The organism is Ramlibacter sp. (assembly GCF_035655895.1).
Classification (GTDB): Bacteria; Pseudomonadota; Gammaproteobacteria; order Burkholderiales; family Burkholderiaceae_C; genus Ramlibacter.
Window position 1 is genome coordinate 24,315 of the sequence record NZ_DASRTN010000008.1, and the last position, 17,558, is coordinate 41,872.

General features: G+C 73.9%; 19 protein-coding genes. 9 read left to right on the forward strand and 10 right to left on the reverse strand.

The window, feature by feature from the left end:
• The first annotated feature begins 22 nt into the window (after positions 1–22).
• The 3 genes from VFE82_RS09725 to VFE82_RS09735 are packed head-to-tail and all read left to right on the forward strand — an operon-like array spanning position 23 to position 2,933.
• Entirely contained in the window at positions 23–1,597 is a 1,575-nt protein-coding gene (locus VFE82_RS09725; protein ID WP_325000109.1) for an FAD-dependent monooxygenase, read from the forward strand.
• On the forward strand, positions 1,594–1,800 hold the full coding sequence (locus tag VFE82_RS09730) for a hypothetical protein (RefSeq protein ID WP_325000110.1): 207 nt from the start codon (positions 1,594–1,596) through the stop codon (positions 1,798–1,800). The genes VFE82_RS09725 and VFE82_RS09730 overlap by 4 nt, the downstream gene beginning before the upstream one ends.
• 56 nt (positions 1,801–1,856) lie before the next feature.
• A complete protein-coding gene (locus VFE82_RS09735; protein ID WP_325000111.1) occupies positions 1,857–2,933 on the forward strand; it encodes a flavodoxin family protein in 1,077 nt (358 codons plus the stop codon).
• Between the two features lie 17 nt (positions 2,934–2,950).
• On the opposite strand, the gene VFE82_RS09740 is transcribed toward VFE82_RS09735, so the two are convergent.
• The 3 genes from VFE82_RS09740 to VFE82_RS09750 all read right to left on the reverse strand — a co-directional run bounded on the left by VFE82_RS09740 (position 2,951) and on the right by VFE82_RS09750 (position 5,579).
• Positions 2,951–3,787: a PPK2 family polyphosphate kinase gene (locus VFE82_RS09740; protein WP_325000112.1), complete on the reverse strand. Its 837-nt coding sequence runs from the start codon at positions 3,785–3,787 to the stop codon at positions 2,951–2,953.
• Positions 3,788–3,868: 81 nt separating this feature from the next.
• On the reverse strand, positions 3,869–4,225 hold the full coding sequence (locus VFE82_RS09745; protein WP_325000113.1) for an AtuA-related protein: 357 nt from the start codon (positions 4,223–4,225) through the stop codon (positions 3,869–3,871).
• Positions 4,226–4,238: 13 nt separating this feature from the next.
• Positions 4,239–5,579 (reverse strand): acyclic terpene utilization AtuA family protein, encoded by a 1,341-nt coding sequence (locus tag VFE82_RS09750; RefSeq protein ID WP_325000114.1) that lies wholly within the window; start codon positions 5,577–5,579, stop codon positions 4,239–4,241.
• Positions 5,580–5,791: 212 nt separating this feature from the next.
• Here VFE82_RS09750 and VFE82_RS09755 point away from each other — a divergent pair, with 212 nt between their 5' ends.
• Positions 5,792–6,181, forward strand: a complete 390-nt coding sequence (locus VFE82_RS09755) for a DUF192 domain-containing protein (RefSeq protein ID WP_325000115.1) — start codon at positions 5,792–5,794, stop codon at positions 6,179–6,181.
• 66 nt (positions 6,182–6,247) lie between these two features.
• On the opposite strand, the gene VFE82_RS09760 is transcribed toward VFE82_RS09755, so the two are convergent.
• Complete coding sequence (locus VFE82_RS09760) at positions 6,248–6,721, reverse strand: DUF3237 domain-containing protein (RefSeq protein ID WP_325000116.1); 474 nt, start codon at positions 6,719–6,721, stop codon at positions 6,248–6,250.
• A gap of 238 nt (positions 6,722–6,959) precedes the next feature.
• Between VFE82_RS09760 and VFE82_RS09765 the strand changes: the two genes are divergently transcribed.
• The gene (locus VFE82_RS09765) at positions 6,960–7,481 is read left to right on the forward strand and encodes an ankyrin repeat domain-containing protein (RefSeq protein WP_325000117.1); all 522 of its coding nucleotides are present in this window, start codon (positions 6,960–6,962) and stop codon (positions 7,479–7,481) included.
• Between the two features lie 16 nt (positions 7,482–7,497).
• On the opposite strand, the gene VFE82_RS09770 is transcribed toward VFE82_RS09765, so the two are convergent.
• Positions 7,498–8,340, reverse strand: a complete 843-nt coding sequence (locus tag VFE82_RS09770) for a hypothetical protein (protein ID WP_325000118.1) — start codon at positions 8,338–8,340, stop codon at positions 7,498–7,500.
• A gap of 113 nt (positions 8,341–8,453) precedes the next feature.
• Between VFE82_RS09770 and VFE82_RS09775 the strand changes: the two genes are divergently transcribed.
• Positions 8,454–11,711, forward strand: coding sequence for a DUF748 domain-containing protein (locus VFE82_RS09775; RefSeq protein ID WP_325000119.1), 3,258 nt, complete (start codon positions 8,454–8,456; stop codon positions 11,709–11,711).
• Between the two features lie 93 nt (positions 11,712–11,804).
• Here the strand turns inward: VFE82_RS09775 and VFE82_RS09780 are convergent, their stop codons facing one another.
• The 3 genes from VFE82_RS09780 to VFE82_RS09790 all read right to left on the reverse strand — a co-directional run bounded on the left by VFE82_RS09780 (position 11,805) and on the right by VFE82_RS09790 (position 14,021).
• The gene (locus tag VFE82_RS09780; RefSeq protein ID WP_325000120.1) at positions 11,805–12,053 is read right to left on the reverse strand and encodes a hypothetical protein; all 249 of its coding nucleotides are present in this window, start codon (positions 12,051–12,053) and stop codon (positions 11,805–11,807) included.
• Positions 12,054–12,168: 115 nt separating this feature from the next.
• Entirely contained in the window at positions 12,169–12,927 is a 759-nt protein-coding gene (locus VFE82_RS09785; protein ID WP_325000121.1) for a TraX family protein, read from the reverse strand.
• Positions 12,928–13,052: 125 nt separating this feature from the next.
• Positions 13,053–14,021, reverse strand: coding sequence for a recombination-associated protein RdgC (locus VFE82_RS09790; RefSeq protein WP_325000122.1), 969 nt, complete (start codon positions 14,019–14,021; stop codon positions 13,053–13,055).
• A 378-nt stretch (positions 14,022–14,399) separates the two neighbouring features.
• Here VFE82_RS09790 and VFE82_RS09795 point away from each other — a divergent pair, with 378 nt between their 5' ends.
• Complete coding sequence (locus VFE82_RS09795; RefSeq protein ID WP_325000123.1) at positions 14,400–14,846, forward strand: hypothetical protein; 447 nt, start codon at positions 14,400–14,402, stop codon at positions 14,844–14,846.
• 132 nt (positions 14,847–14,978) lie between these two features.
• Positions 14,979–15,212, forward strand: a complete 234-nt coding sequence (locus VFE82_RS09800) for a DUF2630 family protein (protein ID WP_325000124.1) — start codon at positions 14,979–14,981, stop codon at positions 15,210–15,212.
• Between the two features lie 10 nt (positions 15,213–15,222).
• On the opposite strand, the gene VFE82_RS09805 is transcribed toward VFE82_RS09800, so the two are convergent.
• The gene (locus VFE82_RS09805; RefSeq protein ID WP_325000125.1) at positions 15,223–16,026 is read right to left on the reverse strand and encodes a metallophosphoesterase family protein; all 804 of its coding nucleotides are present in this window, start codon (positions 16,024–16,026) and stop codon (positions 15,223–15,225) included.
• Between the two features lie 265 nt (positions 16,027–16,291).
• Here VFE82_RS09805 and VFE82_RS09810 point away from each other — a divergent pair, with 265 nt between their 5' ends.
• The gene (locus tag VFE82_RS09810; RefSeq protein ID WP_325000126.1) at positions 16,292–17,194 is read left to right on the forward strand and encodes a nucleotidyltransferase; all 903 of its coding nucleotides are present in this window, start codon (positions 16,292–16,294) and stop codon (positions 17,192–17,194) included.
• Between the two features lie 44 nt (positions 17,195–17,238).
• On the opposite strand, the gene VFE82_RS09815 is transcribed toward VFE82_RS09810, so the two are convergent.
• Positions 17,239–17,454, reverse strand: a complete 216-nt coding sequence (locus VFE82_RS09815; RefSeq protein ID WP_325000127.1) for a hypothetical protein — start codon at positions 17,452–17,454, stop codon at positions 17,239–17,241.
• Positions 17,455–17,558: the final 104 nt, after the last annotated feature.

Below are 17,558 nucleotides of genomic sequence, written 5' to 3' on the forward strand. Positions count from 1 at the left end.
CTGGCCGCGCGATACTCGGCCGATGCCCCCCCTCGCGCTTCCCTCCCGCGTGCCGGTGCTCATCGCCGGCGGCGGCCCCGTCGGCCTGACCTGCGCCGCGCTGCTGGCGCGCCGCGGCATCGCCTCGCTGGTGGTCGAGGCCGATCCGTCCTATTGCACCGGCAGCCGCGCGATCTGCATCTCGCGCCGCTCGCTGGAGATCCTCGGCTGGGCCGGGGCGGAGGCCGCCATGCGCGCGCGGTCGCTACCCTGGACCGGCGGCCGCAGCTTCTGGCGCGACCGCGAGGTGCTGCATTTCGAGATGCCGCACGAGCCGGCGCAGCGGTTCGCGCCGATGGTGAACATCCAGCAGTACCACGTCGAGCGCTTCGTGCACGAGGCGCTGGCCGGCAGCCCGGCCCAGGTCGCCTGGGAGCACCGGGTGGCGCACGTCGCGCCGGGGCCGGCGGGTGTGCGGGTGCGCGTGGACGGTCCGCAGGGCAGCCGCGAGGTGCAGGCCGACTGGCTGGTGGCCTGCGACGGCGGCCGCAGCACCGTGCGCGAGCAGCTCGGGCTGGCGTTGCAGGGCACGCAGTACGAAGGCCGCTACGTGATCGTCGACATCGAGCAGAAGACCCGGCGGCCCGTCGAGCGGCTGGCCTGGTTCGACCCGCCGTCCAACCCGGGCTCCACCCTTCTGATGCACCGGCAGCCGGACGACGTCTGGCGCATCGACTACCAGCTGCGCGAGGGCGAGGATCCGGAGGCGGCGCTCGCGCCGCAGAGCATCGTGCCGCGCATCCAGAGCCACCTGGACATGATCGGCGAGCACGAGCCCTGGCGGCTGCTCTGGTCCTCGATGTACAACGCCAAGTGCCTGACCCTGCCGTCCTACCGCCACGGCCGGGTGCTGTTCGCCGGCGACGCGGCCCACCTGGTGCCGATCTTCGGGGTGCGCGGCCTGAACTCCGGGCTGGACGATGCCGCCAACCTCGCCTGGAAGCTGGCCCTGGTGCTGCAAGGCCGTGCCGTGGAGGGGCTGCTCGACAGCTATTCGGCCGAGCGCGTGCAGGCCACCCACGAGAACCTGGCCTACGGCGCCAAGAGCACCGAGTTCATGGCGCCGCCCGACTTCGCATTCGCCTTGATGCGCGAGGCCACCTTGCGCCTGGCGCTGGACGAGCCGCGGGTGCGCCCGCTGATCAACCCGCGCCAGTCGGCGCCCATCGCGTACGGGGAGTCGCCGCTGAACGGACCGCAGCACGGCGCATGGGACTCGGACACGGCGGCGCCGGGCCGCCCGGCGCCCGAGGCGCTGCTGCGTGGCCCGACCGGCAACTTCCACCTGACGCAGCGCTTCGGCGAGGGCTTCACCGCACTGGTCTTCGATGCGGCCGCCGGGCCGGCGCGGCTGGAGGCGGCCGGCGCCTGGTCGCTGCTGCGCATCGGTCCCGAGGCCGATCCGCTGGGACAGGCCCGCCAGCGCTACGGCGTGCCCGACGGCGCTGGGCCGCGGCTGGTGGTGGTGCGGCCCGACGGCTACGTGTTCGGCCGCTGGGACCGGGGCGACCTCGGTGCGGCGCAGGATGAACTGAGGGGCAGGGGAGTGCAGCCATGAACGACCAGGACCTGGACCTCGCGTACACCGCCGTGTGCAAGGCGCTCGGCGAGGTGGGCCAGCCGCAGGCCGAGCGCTTCCTCGCCATGCTGTGCATGGCGCTGCTGGTGCGCTGCGAGCGTGCCGAGGACGTGCTGCCGGTGATCGAGTCGGTGCGCCGGCGCTGCCGGGACGACGGTGACGAGGCAGCGGCCCAGCCATAGGTGCATCGCGGCCGGGCAGACCAACGCGACGGCAAGCGGTCCCTACACTGGTCCGCGTGACCACCGTGCGCAAAGGCCAGGCAGCGCCGAAGCTGCCCCGCGACCAGTTCCGTGCCCGCTTCCTGCAGGCCTTCCATGACCCGGCCTACCAGGCCGAATCGGCCGCGATCGAGCGGCTGGAGGCGATCGCCTGGGACGCCTACCAGCAGGGCCGCAAGGCACCGGTCACCGTCAAGGCAGGCCCCGGCTACGCCGATCCGGATTACGACCTTTCGGTCGAGTGGCGCGACGCCAGCGAGCGGCTCCAGGCCGCGCAGCAGCGCTGGGAGCGTCGCGACACGCCCGATCGCCTGCTGCTGGTGTGCTGTTCGTCGCGCAACGACGGCACCTGCCCGGGCGAGATGTCCAAGACCTTCCGCCTGACCCAGCTGGCGCGCCAGACCATCGCGCACGAGGCCCCCGGCACCGAGGTCGACGTGCTCGATCTCAGCCGGCTCAACTCCGACTACGACCTGCACATCCATCCCTGCAAGGGCTGCGCGTCCACCGCCATGCCGCTGTGCCACTGGCCGTGCAGCTGCTACCCCAACCATGCGGAGCGGCAGACCGGCGACTGGATGAACGAGATCTTCGAGCGCTGGGTCGCCGCGCACGGGGTGATCCTGCTCACGCCGGTCTACTGGTACCAGGTCCCCAGCCCGCTCAAGCTGATGATGGACCGCATGGTGTGCGCCGATGGCGGCAATCCGGATCCCACGACCACCCACGGCAAGAAGGCCGACGAGGCCAAGGCGATGGAGCTGGCGGGCTGGGACTATCCCAAGCACCTGGCCGGGCGCATGTACGGCGTGGTGGTGCACGGCGATGTGGCCGGCATCGAAGGCGTGCGGCGCTCGCTGTCCGACTGGCTCGACTGGATGGGCCTGCACGATGCCGGCGTGCATTCGCGGCTGGACCGCTTCATCGGCTACTACGAGCCGTACGCGAACAGCCACGACACGCTCGATGCCGACGGGGCGATGCAGGAAGAGGTGCGCAACGTGGCGCGCGCCGTGCTGCGCGGCGTGCAGGACCTGCGCGCCGGCCGCTTCCATCCGCCCGACTGCCGCCTGCAGCGTCCGCGCCCCAAGTGAGTGGGGGCGCGTGCGCGTCACGCCACGCGCACGCCGCGCAGGTCGTCGGGCAGCGGCGGGAACCGCAGGTCGAGGGACTCCAGGGTCGACTTCAGCACCGTCGCCACCATCAGGTTGCGGTGGACCTTGCTGTCGGCGGGCACCACGATCCACGGCGCCCAGGGCGTGCCGGTGGCCGCCAGGGCGGCCTGGTAGGCGCGCTGGTAGTCGTCCCAGCGCTCGCGCGCGGCCAGGTCGGCCGGGTCGAACTTCCAGGCCTTCTGGGGATCGTCCAGGCGGGCCTGCAGGCGCTCGCGCTGCTCGTCGCGCGAGATGTGCAGCATGAACTTCAGCACCACCGTGCCGGTCTCGGCGAGCAGGCGCTCGAAGTCGTTGATCTGGGCCAGGCGCTGCCGCAACCCGTCGCCGTCGAGATCGCCGTTCACCACCGGCACCAGCACGTCCTCGTAGTGGCTGCGGTTGAAGACCACGATCTCGCCCGACGACGGCACCGCGGCATGGATGCGCCACAGGAAGTCGTGCGCGCGTTCCACCTCGTTCGGCGCCTTCCAGCCGGCCGTGCGCACGCCCAGCGGGCTCATCCGGCCGAAGACGTGGCGCAGGGTGCCGTCCTTGCCGCTGGTGTCGGTGCCCTGCAGGACCACCAGCAGCTTGCGGCGGCGGTCCGCCCAGAAGCGGTTCTGCAGCGCGTCCAGCTCGACCGCGAGCGACTCCACGGCGGCGCGGTCGTCGCCCTTCCTGCCGCTGGAGCAGGGCTTGTCGCCGGGGTCGATGGCCGACAGCTCGAAGGCGCGGGCGGGGTCGGCGTGCACGAAGGGCGCGAGATGGGCGGGGACGTGGGGGGCGTCGGGCATGCAGGCTCCAGGGCAGTGCGCCAGTATTGGCCGAAACGGCGCGCCGTGGGCTGCTGCGCCGCGGCGGCCCGGCTCCCGGTATCAGGCCGTGCGCGTCGCGCCGGCGGCCACGGCGACGGCGTCGGGCACCGGGATCGTCATCTCCAGCAGATGGAACGAGAGCGCCTTGCCGTGCATGTCGAGGTTGAGCGAATCGTTGACGCCGCCGTCGAGCACGTCGTCCAGCACGAAGTTCATCGCGGCCAGCCGGGGCAGCAGGAAGCGCTGCACGCGGGTCGGCCGGCGGGCGGCGAAGTGCGCGGCGACGCGTTCGCAGGTCACTTGCTCGGCCAGCAGCGCGAAGTCCTGCTCGCGCGCGGCGATCAGCGAGATGTTCACCCGGTTGCCCTTGTCGCCCGTGCGGGCGTGGGCGATCTCGTAGAGGCGGATGTGCGGCATTCGGGGCTCCCGGTCAGGCGAAGGCATGGCGCGCGGGCAGCAGCTCGCGCGGGATGTAGCAGGCACGGTTGGACAGCCGCTGCCGGCGGGCGACACGCGCGCCGCCGCCGCCGGCCGGACCGCAGGTCCACAGCGCCGTCACTTCGCGCAGCAGGCGGTCGACCACCTCGACGCGCTCGTGGCGCCCGGCCACCCGCAGCCGGACGTCGGTCGCGCCGCCGGCCACGCTGGCGCGCAGCAGCCGGCCGCCGTCGTCGCCCAGGATGCTCAGCACGCCGATCAGGTCGAACCGCAGCGCGAGCTCGCGGCCCATGCGGCGCTCCAGCACTTCCATCGCAAGCCGCGCGCGCGCCTCGGCATTCGGTCCCGCGTACGAGATCTCGCCCTCGCCCAGCCAGCCGCCGTCGAAATAGGCGAGCACCTTGAGCGTCGCCGGGCGCGGGTGCCCCTTCACGCCCGACAGCCGCACCCGGTCGGGCCCGACCTGCTCGACCGTGGCGTCGGTGATGTCGGCCACCACGTCGGGCGTGAGATACGCGGCCGGGTCGTGCAGCTCGTAGAGCAGTTGCTCCTTGACGGTGCGGCAGTCGACCAGGCCCCCCGTGCGCGCGGCCTTGCCGATGGTGCAGCTGCCGTCCGCGGCGATCTCGGCGATCGGAAAGCCCACGCCCGCCAGGTCCGGCACGTCCTTGCGGCCCGGATCGGCGAAGTAGCCGCCGCTGACCTGCGCGCCGCACTCCAGCAGGTGGCCCGCCATGGTGCCGCCGGCGAGCGCGTCCCAGTCGTCGCGGCTCCAGCCGAAGTGCGCGATCGCCGGGCCGAGCACCAGCGAAGGATCCGCGACGCGGCCGGTGACCACCACCTGCGCGCCCTCGCGCAGCGCGGCGGCGATCTCGAATGCACCCTGGTAGGCGTTCGCGCAGACGAAGCGCTGCGCGTCGAAGCCGTCGTCCAGGTGACGGCGCACGAGCGCCCGGCCGGCCTCGTCGGACAGGTCGTCGCCCTGGACCACGGCCACGCGCGGGCGGGACAGGCCGAGCTCGGCCGCCAGGCCGTGGATTACCGCGGCGGCCGCCATCGGATGGGCCGCGCCGAAATTGCCGACGATGGGGATGCCGTGGCGCAGGCACTCGGCCAGCACCGGCCGCAGGTAGTGCAGCAGCAGCGGCTCGTAGCCCAGGTCGGGCTGGGCGCGCCGCACCAGCTGCTGGTGCGCGAGCGTGCGCTCGGCGAGGTTTTCGAAGATCAGTGCGGCGGGGCCGCCACGCTCGATCAGCGTGCGCACCACCGGCGCCGCGGCATCGGTGCGGTCGCCGGAGAAGCCGGCGCCGCAGCCGACGGCGAGGGTTTCCATGGAAGCTCTCCTTCAAGGCCCGGGCGCAGCGGGCGCCGGCGGGCGGGGTCAAGCGGAACGAGTCGCCATTGTGGGGTGTCGCGCGCCAGCCCGCCGCAGGCGCGTGGAGGCGCGCGAGCTGCGCCGTGCGCCTACACGCGCTTGCGGCCGCGCCGTGCAGGGCAGAGCCGCCGCGGTCCGCACAATGCCGCCACCACATCCTCTGGAGGACCATGAACCTCGTTCGTTGCCAGCTCGCCGCCGGCGAGCATCCCATCGAAGCCCGCGTCGCCCGCACCCCGGAGCAGCGTGCGCTCGGCCTGATGCACCGCGTGGAGATGGCGCCCAACGAGGGGATGCTGTTCGTGTGCGACGAGTGCGCGGTGCAGAAGTTCTGGATGAAGGACACGCCGGTCGCGCTGTCGATCGCCTTCCTCGAGGAGGACGGCACCATCGTCCACCTCGACGAGATGGAGCCGAATTCGCTCGAGACCTGCAGCTGCGACCAGCCGGTGCGCTACGTGCTGGAGATGCCGCAGGGCTGGTTCCGCGAGCGCGGCATCCGCGCGGGCACCCGCATCACCGGTCCGGTGTTCCTGCGGGCGCTGGCCACGGCCTCCTGACGGCCGGGCGACTACGGACGCAGCGGCGCGGCCCGGGTGTCCTCGCGGCAGCCCCGGGCAGTCCGCTCAGGCCAGCTGGAAGAACCGCATCTCGACCTGGTGCGGACGGCGCACGCCGGAGCCGACGAACAGGCGCTCGTTGACCCACTGCAGCGACGGCGCGCCGGTCTCCAGCGAGGGCAGGCAGCGGAAGTAGACCAGTGCCGGGTCGACCGCCTCGCCGCGCACCAGGCGCGCCGTGACCTCGGCCGCCGCGTGGCGGATCGCCCGGTTGTGCACGTAGATCCGGTCGCCTCCGTCGGTTTCCAGCACGTAGTGCGCCTGCAGCTCGGCCAGGGTGTCGCCGACCACCAGCTGCCAGTCCGCCCCGCCCGGCAGCACGCGCGCCGTCCAGCCATCGCCCCGGGCCTGTCCGCCGGTGATCGGGATCATGCGGCGCAGCCCGCGCGGCGTGCGGCCCACCTCGACCGGTGCGCCGACCAGTACGGCGAGCTCGGCGAAGAACGCCAGTTGCGGGACGGGAGCATCGGTCAGGTCCATGACGTCATCTTCGGCTGGAGGAAGGCCGAGGGTAGCGCGCCGCCGCCCCTGCCGTGGCTCGGCAGCGCGCGAGCAGTGCCGTCGCGGCGCACTGCCCGGCTGCCCGCATGAGCTCGACGGGGGCGACGTGCCGCGCCACCTCCGGGCCGGATCGCAGGAGGCGGCATCGACCGACAGCGGCGCGCCGGCGATCGCGGTCTGATCGCCCAACGGCCCACGGCGGGCCGCAGGACAACTGATGAGCCAAGACCCCACCCTCCGCGACCGGCCGGTGCTCGACGCGGAGACCCTGCGCATGGCACGGCAGGTCTTCCAGTGGGTGCGCGCCGGCGACGTGGCCGCCCTGCAGCCCTTGCTGGACCAGGGGCTGCCGCCCAACCTGCGCAACGAGAACGGCGACAGCCTGCTGATGCTGGCCTGCTACCACGGCCATGCCGCGCTGGCCGCGGCCTTGCTGCGCGCCGGCGGCGATGCGGACCTGGCCAACGACCGGGGCCAGACCCCGCTGGCCGGTGCGGCATTCAAGGGGCATCTGGAGGTGGTGCGCACGCTGCTCGACCATGGCGTCGACGTCGACGGGCAGGGCCCCGACGGCCGCACCGCGCTGATGACGGCCGCGATGTTCAACCGGCTCGACATCATCGAGCTGCTGCTGGCGCGCGGCGCCCAGCCGGCCCACCGCGATGCTGCCGGCATGAACGCCGCCGAGGCGGCCCAGCGGATGGGAGCGGAAGAGGCGGCGGCGCGGCTGCGCGCCTGAGGGCCGGCGCGGCCGGCTAGCGCGAATCGGCCGTCCGTTGGCCGTGGTACGCCTGCACGGTGTCCCAGGCGACGGTCTGCAGGTGGCGTGCCACCGCCGGGTCGAGGCCGGCGGTGTAGGCCGAGCCGACCGGCGACTGCCGGAACAGCGACGCGTAGGTCGTGCAGGCGGCCAGGTAGGTGCCTGCGAGGCTCGGGTGGCGCTTGTCCGGCGCGTACAGGTTGAGCTCGGGCCGGGCCGCCACCGACCGTGCGAAGGCCAGGCCGGCCGGGATGACGAAGGCCTCGTTGTCGTTGCCCGCCTGCGTGTACGCCTGCGCGAGTTCGTCCGTCATCGCGGGCACGTCCTGGTAGGCCCAGGACATGAAGAACACCGGCCTGGCGCCATGCTTGCGCACGGTGTCGGCGTGCCGCTTCGCGTACTCGCGGAACTTGCCCTTGAGCTGCGGATGCAGCGGGCACTGGCTGCAGTCCATCAGGATGGCCAGGTCGAACAGCCGCTCGCCGGGCTTGTTGAAGACCACGTTGTTCGCCGCGTCGAAGGAGTAGGTGCCGACGGCGTCGGGCCGGAAGTACGAGTCCACGTCGTGCCAGTCGAAGCCCGAGCCGCTGATGGTCACGGACGTCGCGCGGTGGCGAAAGCCCCCCATGCCGGCGAGCACCAGCTGGTTCACGTGGCCATGCAAGCTGTTGTTGTAATAGAAAAAGCTGTTGCCGATGTAGAGCGACGAGGCGGGCCGGTCGATGCCCGTCGTCAGCACCTTGGGCCGGGTCTGGGCGCCTGCGCCGACGCCGAGCGCAAGGCCCAGCGCGAGCGCGAGCAGGCCGCGCAGCAACACGCGTGCGGGATGGACGTTCATGGGTTTGTCTCCTGTCGAGGTCTTGTTGACGATCGGCCGCATCCGCTGGTGCGGTCCGCCCGGACTTGCGGTCTGTCACCGTCCGGCGACGGTGCGCTGGCTATCCTGCCCCGATGCGGACGAGGTGGCAATGGTGGGCGTCGATGGCGGTGGTCCTGCTGGCCGTCTATGCCGTCGCCGGCTTCTGGGGTGTGCCCGCCCTGCTGCAGTGGCAGGTGCCCCGGCTCGCGGCGGCATGGCTGGAGCGTCCGGCATCGGTGGGCGAGGTGCGCTTCAACCCGTTCACGCTGCGCCTGCAGGTGCGGCAGCTGCAGCTGGCCGAAGCCGACGGACGACCGCTGGCGGCGGTCGGCGAGCTGGTGGCGGATCTGGACTGGCGGTCCCTGTGGCACCGGGCTTGGACGCTGCGGCAGTTGCACGTCGATGCGCCGCAGGTCCGTCTCGCGGTCGCGCCGGATGGCCGTTTCAACGTCGCGGACCTGGTGGCGACGCTGCGCCGCCACCGCCCGCCGTCCGGGGTCGACGGCGCCGGCCTGCCACGCGTGGTGGTGGAGGACCTGGCGCTCACGCGCGGCCGGCTCGCGTGGGACGACCAGCGCGCCGGCTACCGGGACGAGCTGGCGCCGATCGACCTGCGCTTCAGCCGCTTCAGCACGCTCCCCGACGAGAGCCAGTCGTACACGCTCACCGCCGAGGCGGGCGGCGGGGGCCGCCTGCGCTGGCGCGGCGAGGCGTCGCTCGCGCCGCTGCAGGGCCGCGGCGAGGTGACCATCGAAGGCCTGCCGCTGCGCTCGCTCGGCGCCTACCTGCAGCGCCAGGTCGGCGCGACCTTCGAGGACGGCCGCCTCTCGGCCACGCTGCCCTACCGCTTCGCGCAGGATCAGGGCCGCTGGGCGCTGCGGTTGGAAGGCGCCCGGGCCGCGGTGGAGGCGCTGGCGCTGGCGCCGGCCGGCAGCCGCAAGCGCATCGCCTCGTTGTCGCACCTGGCGCTGGAGGGCGTCGCCGCCGACCTGCTGCGGCGCGAGGGGACGATCGCGCGCGTGCGGCTGGCCGATGGCCGCCTGGACCTGCGGCGCGACGCGAACGGCTCGGTCGATGTGGCGGCGCTGCTGGCGCCGCGCGGCCCCGCGGCGGCCCCGGCCGGCCAGGCTGCCGCGCCCGCCCAGCCCTGGACGCTGGAGGTGCAGCGCATCGAGCTCGAACGGCTGGCCGTGCACGCGCTCGACGAATCGGCGCAGCCGCCGGTGGCCCTGGCGGTCGGCCGTCTGGATGCGGCGGCGGCGCTCGCTGCGTCCGGGGGCGCGGGGCCGACCGTGTGGCGGCTGGCACGCGGCGCGCTCCAGGCCGACGGGATCGCCGTCTCGCAGGAAGGCCGGCCGCCGCTGACGCTGGCGCGCGCGGCCGCCAGCGGCGTCAGCGTCGACATGCGGGAGCGCCGCGCGAGCCTCGATCGCGTCGCGCTGGAAGGCGGCCGGTGGCGGGTGCTGCGCGACGCACAGGGCCGGCTCGACCTGCAGTCGCTGCTGGCGCGTGCCGCGGGCACCACGCCGGAGACGGCGCCGCGCCAGCCGATCTCCGTGGATCCGGCTGCCATCAAGCCGTGGTCGCTGCGCGCGGGCGAGGTGGCCGTGGGGGGCGCGGCGGTGGATGTCGAGGACCAGGTCAGCGGGCTGCGGGCGCAGGTGCAGGACCTGGCGCTGCGGCTGGAGGACGTGGGCACCGATCCGGCGCGGCCGATCCGCTTCGAGGCCAGCCTGCGCCTGCGCGAGGGCGGCGAGCTCGCGTTGCGCGGCACCGGCACGCCCGGCACGCGCGCGCTGCAGGCCGACCTGCAGTTGCGGCAGCTGGCGCTGCCGGTCGCGCAGCCGCTGCTGGCGCGTCACCTGCGCCTGAAGCTGGTGGCCGGCACGCTCGGCGCGCAGGGCCGGATCGAGGCGGCGCTGCCGGTGGGCAAGCCGCCCGTGCTGCGGTACGCCGGCAGCATGGCGGTCGATGGCCTGCGGCTGGACGAGATGGACGGCCGCGCGGACGACGCCCGGGCGGCCACCGGCGAGGCGTTCGCCGTGCAGGTGCGCCGGCTGCGCCTGCAGGACGCCCGCCTGGACTTCCAGGACCGCAGCCTGCGACCGCAGTTCGGCGCCCGGATCTTCGCGCTCAACGGCGTCGTCACCGGCGTGTCGTCGGCCCGCGACGCGCGCAGCCGGCTGGAGCTGGACGGCCGCGTGGACGACGCCGGGCTCGCGCGCATCCGCGGCGCGCTCAACCCGTTCTCGCCGCGCGACAGCACCGACGTCAACGTCGTCTTCCGCAACGTCGACCTGGTGCCGGCTTCGCCGTACGCGATGAAGTTCGCCGGCTACCGCATCGCCGAAGGGCGGATCTCGCTGGACCTGCGCTACCGGCTGCGCGACAGCCGGCTGGAAGGGGACAACCACGTCGTGATCGAGCGGCTCACGCTCGGCGAGCGCGTCGAGAGCCCGGACGCGCTGCAGCTGCCGCTGGAGCTGGCCATCGCGGTGCTGAAGGACGCCAGGGGCCGCATCGACCTGGGCGTGCCGGTGAGCGGCGACCTGAACGATCCGCAGTTCAACTACGGTGCCGTCCTGTGGAAGGCGATCGGCAACGTGCTCGCGCGCGTGGTGGCCTCGCCGTTGCGTGCGCTCGGCAACCTGCTGGGCGTCGGGGGCGAGCAGCTGGACGCGATCGCGTTCGATGCCGGCAGCGCGCGCCTGCTGCCGCCGGAGCGCGAGAAGCTGCGCCAGGTTGCGGGCCTGCTGGGCCGGCGTGAGGCACTGCGGCTGTCGGTGCCGGGCCGCTACGACGAGGCTGCCGACGGCGCCGCGCTGCGGTCGTCTGCGCTGCGCGGCGAGATCGTGCGGCGCGCCGGCCTGCGGCTGGAGCCGGGCGAGTCGCCGGGCCCGCTGGACGTCCACGACGGCGCCGTGCGCGCCGCCCTGCGCGGGCTCTTCACCGAACGTTTCGGCGAGCCCGCGCTGGACCAGGCGCGCCGCGCGGCCGAGAACCGGCGGCCGGCGGGAGAGGCCAGCGGCGCGGCGGGCGCACCGGTGCCGGTGTGGCGGCGCATCCGCAACCACGTGCAGGGCGAGCCGCAGGTGGCCGACGCGGTCGGCTTCTACCGGGACCTGCAGCGGCGCCTGGAGCAGGCCCAGCCCCTGGCGCAGGATGCGCTGCCAGCGCTGGCAGCGCAGCGCGCGCAGGCCATCGCGTCGGCGCTGCGGCAGGACGGCGTGGCCGGCGAGCGCGTCGCGGTGGCGCCGCCCGAGGGTGCGGCGGCGCCCGCCGGCGACACGGGCGGCCCCGCCGCGCGCAGGTCGGTGGCGGTGACCCTGCAGCTGGCGACGGCGCGCTGACGCCGCTGGCCGGGGCCGGGTGGGCCGACGGCCCGCTGGCGCGCGCCGGGTGCGCGAACGCCCCGCTGGCGCGTGCCGGGTGCGGACGGCCGCTCAGCGCTGGATGCCGCCGCCGATCGGGGTCCAGCGCATCACGTTGCTCATCGTGTGGCGGCCGTGCGCCGCACGGGCGACCAGCGTGGCGCCGAGGAAGGTGCCCAGCGTGCGCACCGCCAGCGACGGGTGCTTGCGGGTGAGCAGCCAGGCGGCGATGCCGCCGGCCAGGTCGACCCAGTGCTCGCCCGGGAAGAGCGGATGGGGGTCATCGAAACGCTTGATCGTGTCCGGTTTTTCGACGTTCATCGCGAGGCATCCTTGAAGCAGCTGCGACGCTAACCGGCTCGGCCGGCCCGGCGTGCCGCCGCCGCGGCCTTCCGCGTGTCGGACAGTTCCGATCGGCACGGGCCGGGCGCTCTCGTCAGCTCCAGGGCAGCGCGACGCCGGAGTTCCTGAGCCACCCGATGACGGCCAGGTGCACCGGGTACCCGACGTAGAACAGGGCCGGCCAGCGCGGTGCCGACACCGGCAGGGCCCGCGCGAGCAGGACGACGGGAACGGCGGCAAGCGTGCCAAGCAGTCCCCACAGTCCGCCGTACTGCGCGTTCAGCCAGGCCGTGCACAGGAAGAGCAGCGCCGCCGGCAGGGCCAGGCCGGGCCGGGTGCACGCCAGGAACACGGCGGGCACCAGCAGCACGCCGCCGGTGCCGAATTCGGCGAACTGGCCGGCCGCGCCCGCGACCACGCAGCCCAGCAGGCGCGGCAGGACGGGGCCGCCCGCCTCGAGCACCCACACGATGGCGACGCCGAGCGCCAGGGTGGCCAGCACGTTCACCATCGCCGGCTGGCCGCGCGCCCAGACCGAGGGCAGCACCGCGACGGCCCCCCATAGCACGAGCTTGCGCGTCGTGCGCGACGCCCGCGCCGACCGGTCGCCCGGCCGGGCCAGGTTCATGCCGAGCACGCCGGCGAACAGCGGGAAGGCCAGCCGCCCCGCGGCGAACACCCAGGTCTCCTGGCCGATGCCCAGCAGGTGGCGGCCCAGGTGGTCGACCAGCATCGAGGCAAGCGCGATCCACTTGAGCGCCTCCAGCTGTCCGCTGCGGAAACCCAGCGGCGCAGCCCCGGTGCCCCCGGCGTGGACGGGGATGGGCAGCGGGGGATCGGGTGCCAGGTGCACCCTGCCACTCTAGGGCCTGGGCCGGCCGGGCGGGCGGGCCGCTACGGCTTGTTGCCGCCGGCCACCGCCCGGCCCGGCGGCTGGTTCCGCGGGGGCCGGTGCGGGTGGCGTGCCGCGCGTGCAGCTCAGGCCGCGACCGCCACCTCGGCAGGGGCGGGCGCCGGCGCCGGCGCCAGGGTCGGTGCCTCGCCGTGCGCCAGCTCGCCGCCGAGCGAGGCCAGCAGGTCGGGCAGCAGCGCCGACAGCTCGCCGGTGGCGATCGCCACGTCGGCATCGAATCCGTCCTCGCCCTTGGGTGCATCGTCGACGTCGCGGATGTCGATCTTGCGGATGCCCAGGTGCTCGGTGAGCACGAACGAGACCTTGTCGTTCCAGGTCATCGCCAGCTGGGTGGGCAGCTTGCCCTCCTGGATGTGCTGGCCGATCTCGTCCAGCTCCAGGCTGTGGCGGGCGTAGCGCACCACCGACTTCTCCTCGCCCGGCTTCTTCAGTTCGAGGTCGCGGTCGATGGTGAAGCCGGCCGGTGCCTCGCGGGTGGTCAGCCACTCGCCCATCGCGGTGGCCGGGGACGTGGCCGTGTTGAGCGGTGCGAGCGGCATGACGTGCCCCAGTTCGGCCATCAGGTCGACCAGCGGCTTGAGCACCGGCTCGGCGGCCTTGAGGCTGCCCGCGGACACCACCAGTGCGCGGTTCTCCAGGTCGATCCACAGCGAATGCGAGCCACGCTTGCTGAACGCGCGCGGCAGGAAGCTGTGCACGATCTCTTCCTTGATCTCGTTCTTCTCCTTGCGGCCGGGCTTGCGGCCCCGCTCCTGCTCGATCTTGCGGCAGCGCTCCTCCAGTTCGGCGCGCACCGCACCGCCGGGCACCGCCTTGCGCTCGACCATCAGCTTCAGGATCCACTGGCCGCCGACGATCTCGACCAGGGCGCCGTGCTCCTTCCCGCGCGGCGGCACCCAGCCGGCCGAGTGCTCCTGCGTGGGCTGGCAGGGGACGAAGGCCAGGCGCTGGAGCTCGGCGTCCAGCCGGTCGAATGCCGGCGGGGTCCATTCCGGGCCGATGCGGTAGACGACGATGTTCTTGAACAGGGGCATGCGAACTGCGAAATGGATGAGATGCGGGGCTCGCATTCTGCCCCCGCGGCCGGGCGGTCCGGTCGCTGGTTCATCCTGTTTCCTGTGGCGCGTGAAATCCGGCGCGCGGCTGTCGCCGGTCGCACCCCGGACCTTGACAGGCGGCCGCGGCTGGGGCCCCGGCGCGATCCGAACTGCCGCAGCCTGCCGCCGAGCCTCGACGTCGGGCAGGCGCGCCGCCGGCACCGTCATCGGCACCGCCGTCCACGGCAGCCGCGGCGGCCGCTGGACGCCTGGCGTCGGCCCCCGCCCGACGAACGCGCCGGGCGCCGTCCTACGGGTTGCGCAAATGGGAACAAAGAACATCGTTCCATGAGACCACGGTTCCAGGAGACGGCCATGCAGACATCGACAGGCACACGGGTTCGGAACGCGGCGTGGAGCGCGGCGCTGGCGACGGCACTGGCGCTGGCCGTGCCGCAGGCTGGCGCGGCCAAGCAGGCGGACAAGCCCGCCGCCAAAGCCACCGTCGTCAAGGGCGGGGGCAAGGCAGCGGCCAAGGGCAAGCCGGCAGCCAAGCCGCGCACGGCGGCGCGCAGCGCCAAGCTCGCCAAGGACAAGCCGGTGCGTGCCGGTGTCCGCGGCGCGGCACCGGGCCGCCCCGGCGGCAAGCGGGCGCCGGCCGTGACCGCGCGGCGGTCCACCGGCACCCTCGGTGCGGCCGCCGCGCCGGCGCAGGAGACCGCCTGGCAGTCGCTGCCGCCCAGCCGGTTCTATCCGAACGGGATCCCGGAGCTGCGGCCCGAGTTCCTGTACCCGCTGCCGCAGGAGACCCGCCAGCAGTGACCGCCACCGGCCGCGCCGGAACCGCCCGCCACGACGGCGGATCGCGCACCGGCTCGTGCGGCCGCGCGGTGCAGCCCCACGGAACCCCGGGCCGGGCGTAGGATGGCCGGCCCCGCCCGCAGGAGAGTTCCCATGGACGACAAGACCATCCTCGACCACATCTCACAGCTCGTCGACGAGGAGCACCAGCTGCTCGCGTCCGGCGCCGATCCCGAGCAGACGGCCGAGCGCCTGCGGCACGTGACCGAACAGCTCGACCAGGCCTGGGACCTGCTGCGTCAGCGACGCGCCCGCCGCGAATTCGGGCAGGACCCGGACGGCGCCACCGTGCGCGACGTCGGCACCGTCGAGAACTACGAGCAGTAGGGGTCGCGCATCACGCGATGGTGGGCGCCCGGGGCTGCGCCACCGCGGCGTCGGTGTCGCCCGCCGGCGGGGCGGCCTCGCGCGGGACCTCGAACAGGCGGAAGGGCGGCTGCCCGGGGCGTGCGCGCTGCAGCAGCGGCTTGGCCACGTTGAACACCGGCACCCCGTTGATCGTCTTGCCTTCGGGCGCCCCGCGGTGCGCGTGCCCGTGGAAGACGGCATCCACCGGATAGCGCAGCAGCGGCTCCTCCAGCCGGCTGCTGCCGAGGAACGGGAAGATCTCGACCGGTTCGCCGGCCACCGTGCCGGCGATTGGCGAGTAGTGCAGCAACGCGATGCGGCGCGGCGTGCGCAGCTTCGCCAGCGCGGACTCCAGCTTCATCGCCTCGTGCAGCGCCTCCTGCACGAACTGCTTGATGGCCGGCTCGCCCCAGGCGCCCAGCGAGCCGCGCCCGAACCCGCCGGCGAAGCCCTTGACCCCCGCGATGCCGACGCCCTCGATCTCGCAGGCCTCGCCATCGAGCACCCGCACGCCGGCGCGGGTGAGGGCGTTGCACACGACCTCGGGCGTGCCGGACTCGAAGTCGTGGTTGCCCAGCACGGCGACGATCGGCACCGAGACGGCGCCGAGTTCCTCGACCAGCACGCGCGCCTCCTCCGCCGTGCCGTAGTCGGTGAGATCGCCGCACAGCAGCAGCGCGTCGGCCGCCTCCGAGGCCTGTGCGAAGAACGAGCGCAGGCTGCCGGCGGAATCCTTGTTGACGTGGATGTCGCCGACGGCGGCGAAGCGGACATGGGTGCCGGACTTGGCCATCGGTCAGGCTCCCGCCAGGCGCCGTGCAAGGAGGGCGGGGCACGGCCGGGGGGCCGCCGGAAGGCGAAGGGCGCGAGCGGGCATGGAGGCGATGGCTGGAGATGGAGTGTCCATCCTGCCCGGCCGGGCGCATCCGGCGCATCGGCCATCCGCCGTCGGGGGCTGTAGGCATCGGCTGACGCGGTCGGGGTCGGTCGTCCTCGTGCCCGGCCGCACGCCTGCCGCTACGCTGAGGTGTCCGTCGTCCCAGGGGCCTTGCGATCTCATGAACTCCGCCCATCTCGCGCCGTCCCTCGAGGACGAGGTGCCACCCGACACGGCGGCGTTCTACAGCCGCGCACTGCGGCTGCTGGTCGACGCCGGCGTGCCGTTCCTGGTGGGCGGCGCGTTCGCGCACGCGTGCTTCACCGGCATCCGCCGCTCGACCAAGGACCTGGACCTGTTCATCCGCCGCGAGCACTACGAGCGGGTCGCTGCCCTGATGCAGGCCCAGGGCTGGCGCGCAGAGCTCACCTATCCCCATTGGCTGGCCAAGGTCTACGCCGGCGAGGACTTCATCGACCTGATCTTCAACTCGGGCAACGGCGTCACGCCGGTCGACGACCGCTGGTTCCGCGACAACGCACAGGCCGACGTGCTGGGCGTGCCGGTGCTGATCGCCAACGCCGAGGACTCGCTGCTGTCCAAGGCTTTCATCATGGAGCGCGAGCGCTACGACGGCGCCGACATCGCGCACCTGCTGCAGGCGAACGCGGAGCAGATGGACTGGCGCGGCCTGCTGGACCGGTTCGGGGCGCACTGGCGCGTGCTGCTGGCGCACCTGACCCTGTTCGGGTTCATCTACCCGGGCGAGCGGCACCGCGTGCCGGCCTGGCTGATGGAGCAGCTGGTCGCACGCCTGGCGGCCGAGACGCGGCAGCCGCCTGCCGCCGACGCACGCGTGTGCGCGGGGACCCTGCTGTCGCGCGAGCAGTACCTGTTCGACGTGCAGCGCCTGGGTTACGTGGACGGGCGCCTCACGCCCGCCAGCACGATGACGCCCGAAGACGTCGCCGGCTGGACCGAGGCGATTCCGGACCGGCAGGCCGACGCGGCCGCCGCACCCGCGGCGGCCACGCCACCGGTGGCGCACGCGGCTGGGGCCGCCGGGGGCGCCCCGCAGGCCTGACCCTCGCCGCCTCCGGCCGGGGGCGGCGTCGGACGCGCGGACGCTCAGGCGTGCGGGACCGCCGCCAGGTCCCAAGCGCCTTCGGCATCCTCGCGCAGGATGTACGCGCCCTCGGCGGTGTCGACCTTCCACCACTGGTGCTCGCGGCCGTACCAGCGGTCGACGACCGCCTGCACCGCCACCGGGCGGCTGCCGAACCACACCACCTGCGGCGTCCGTTCGCCGGCCGGCGACAGCCGGCAATCCACTCGCAGCTCCATGGCGCCAGCTTAGGCGGCGGTGCGCGGCCGCGCAGCCGGTGCGCACGATGACCGCGGCGGGTGCCGGGGCGCACGGGAAAACACCGTTCCGGGCGCGGCGCGAC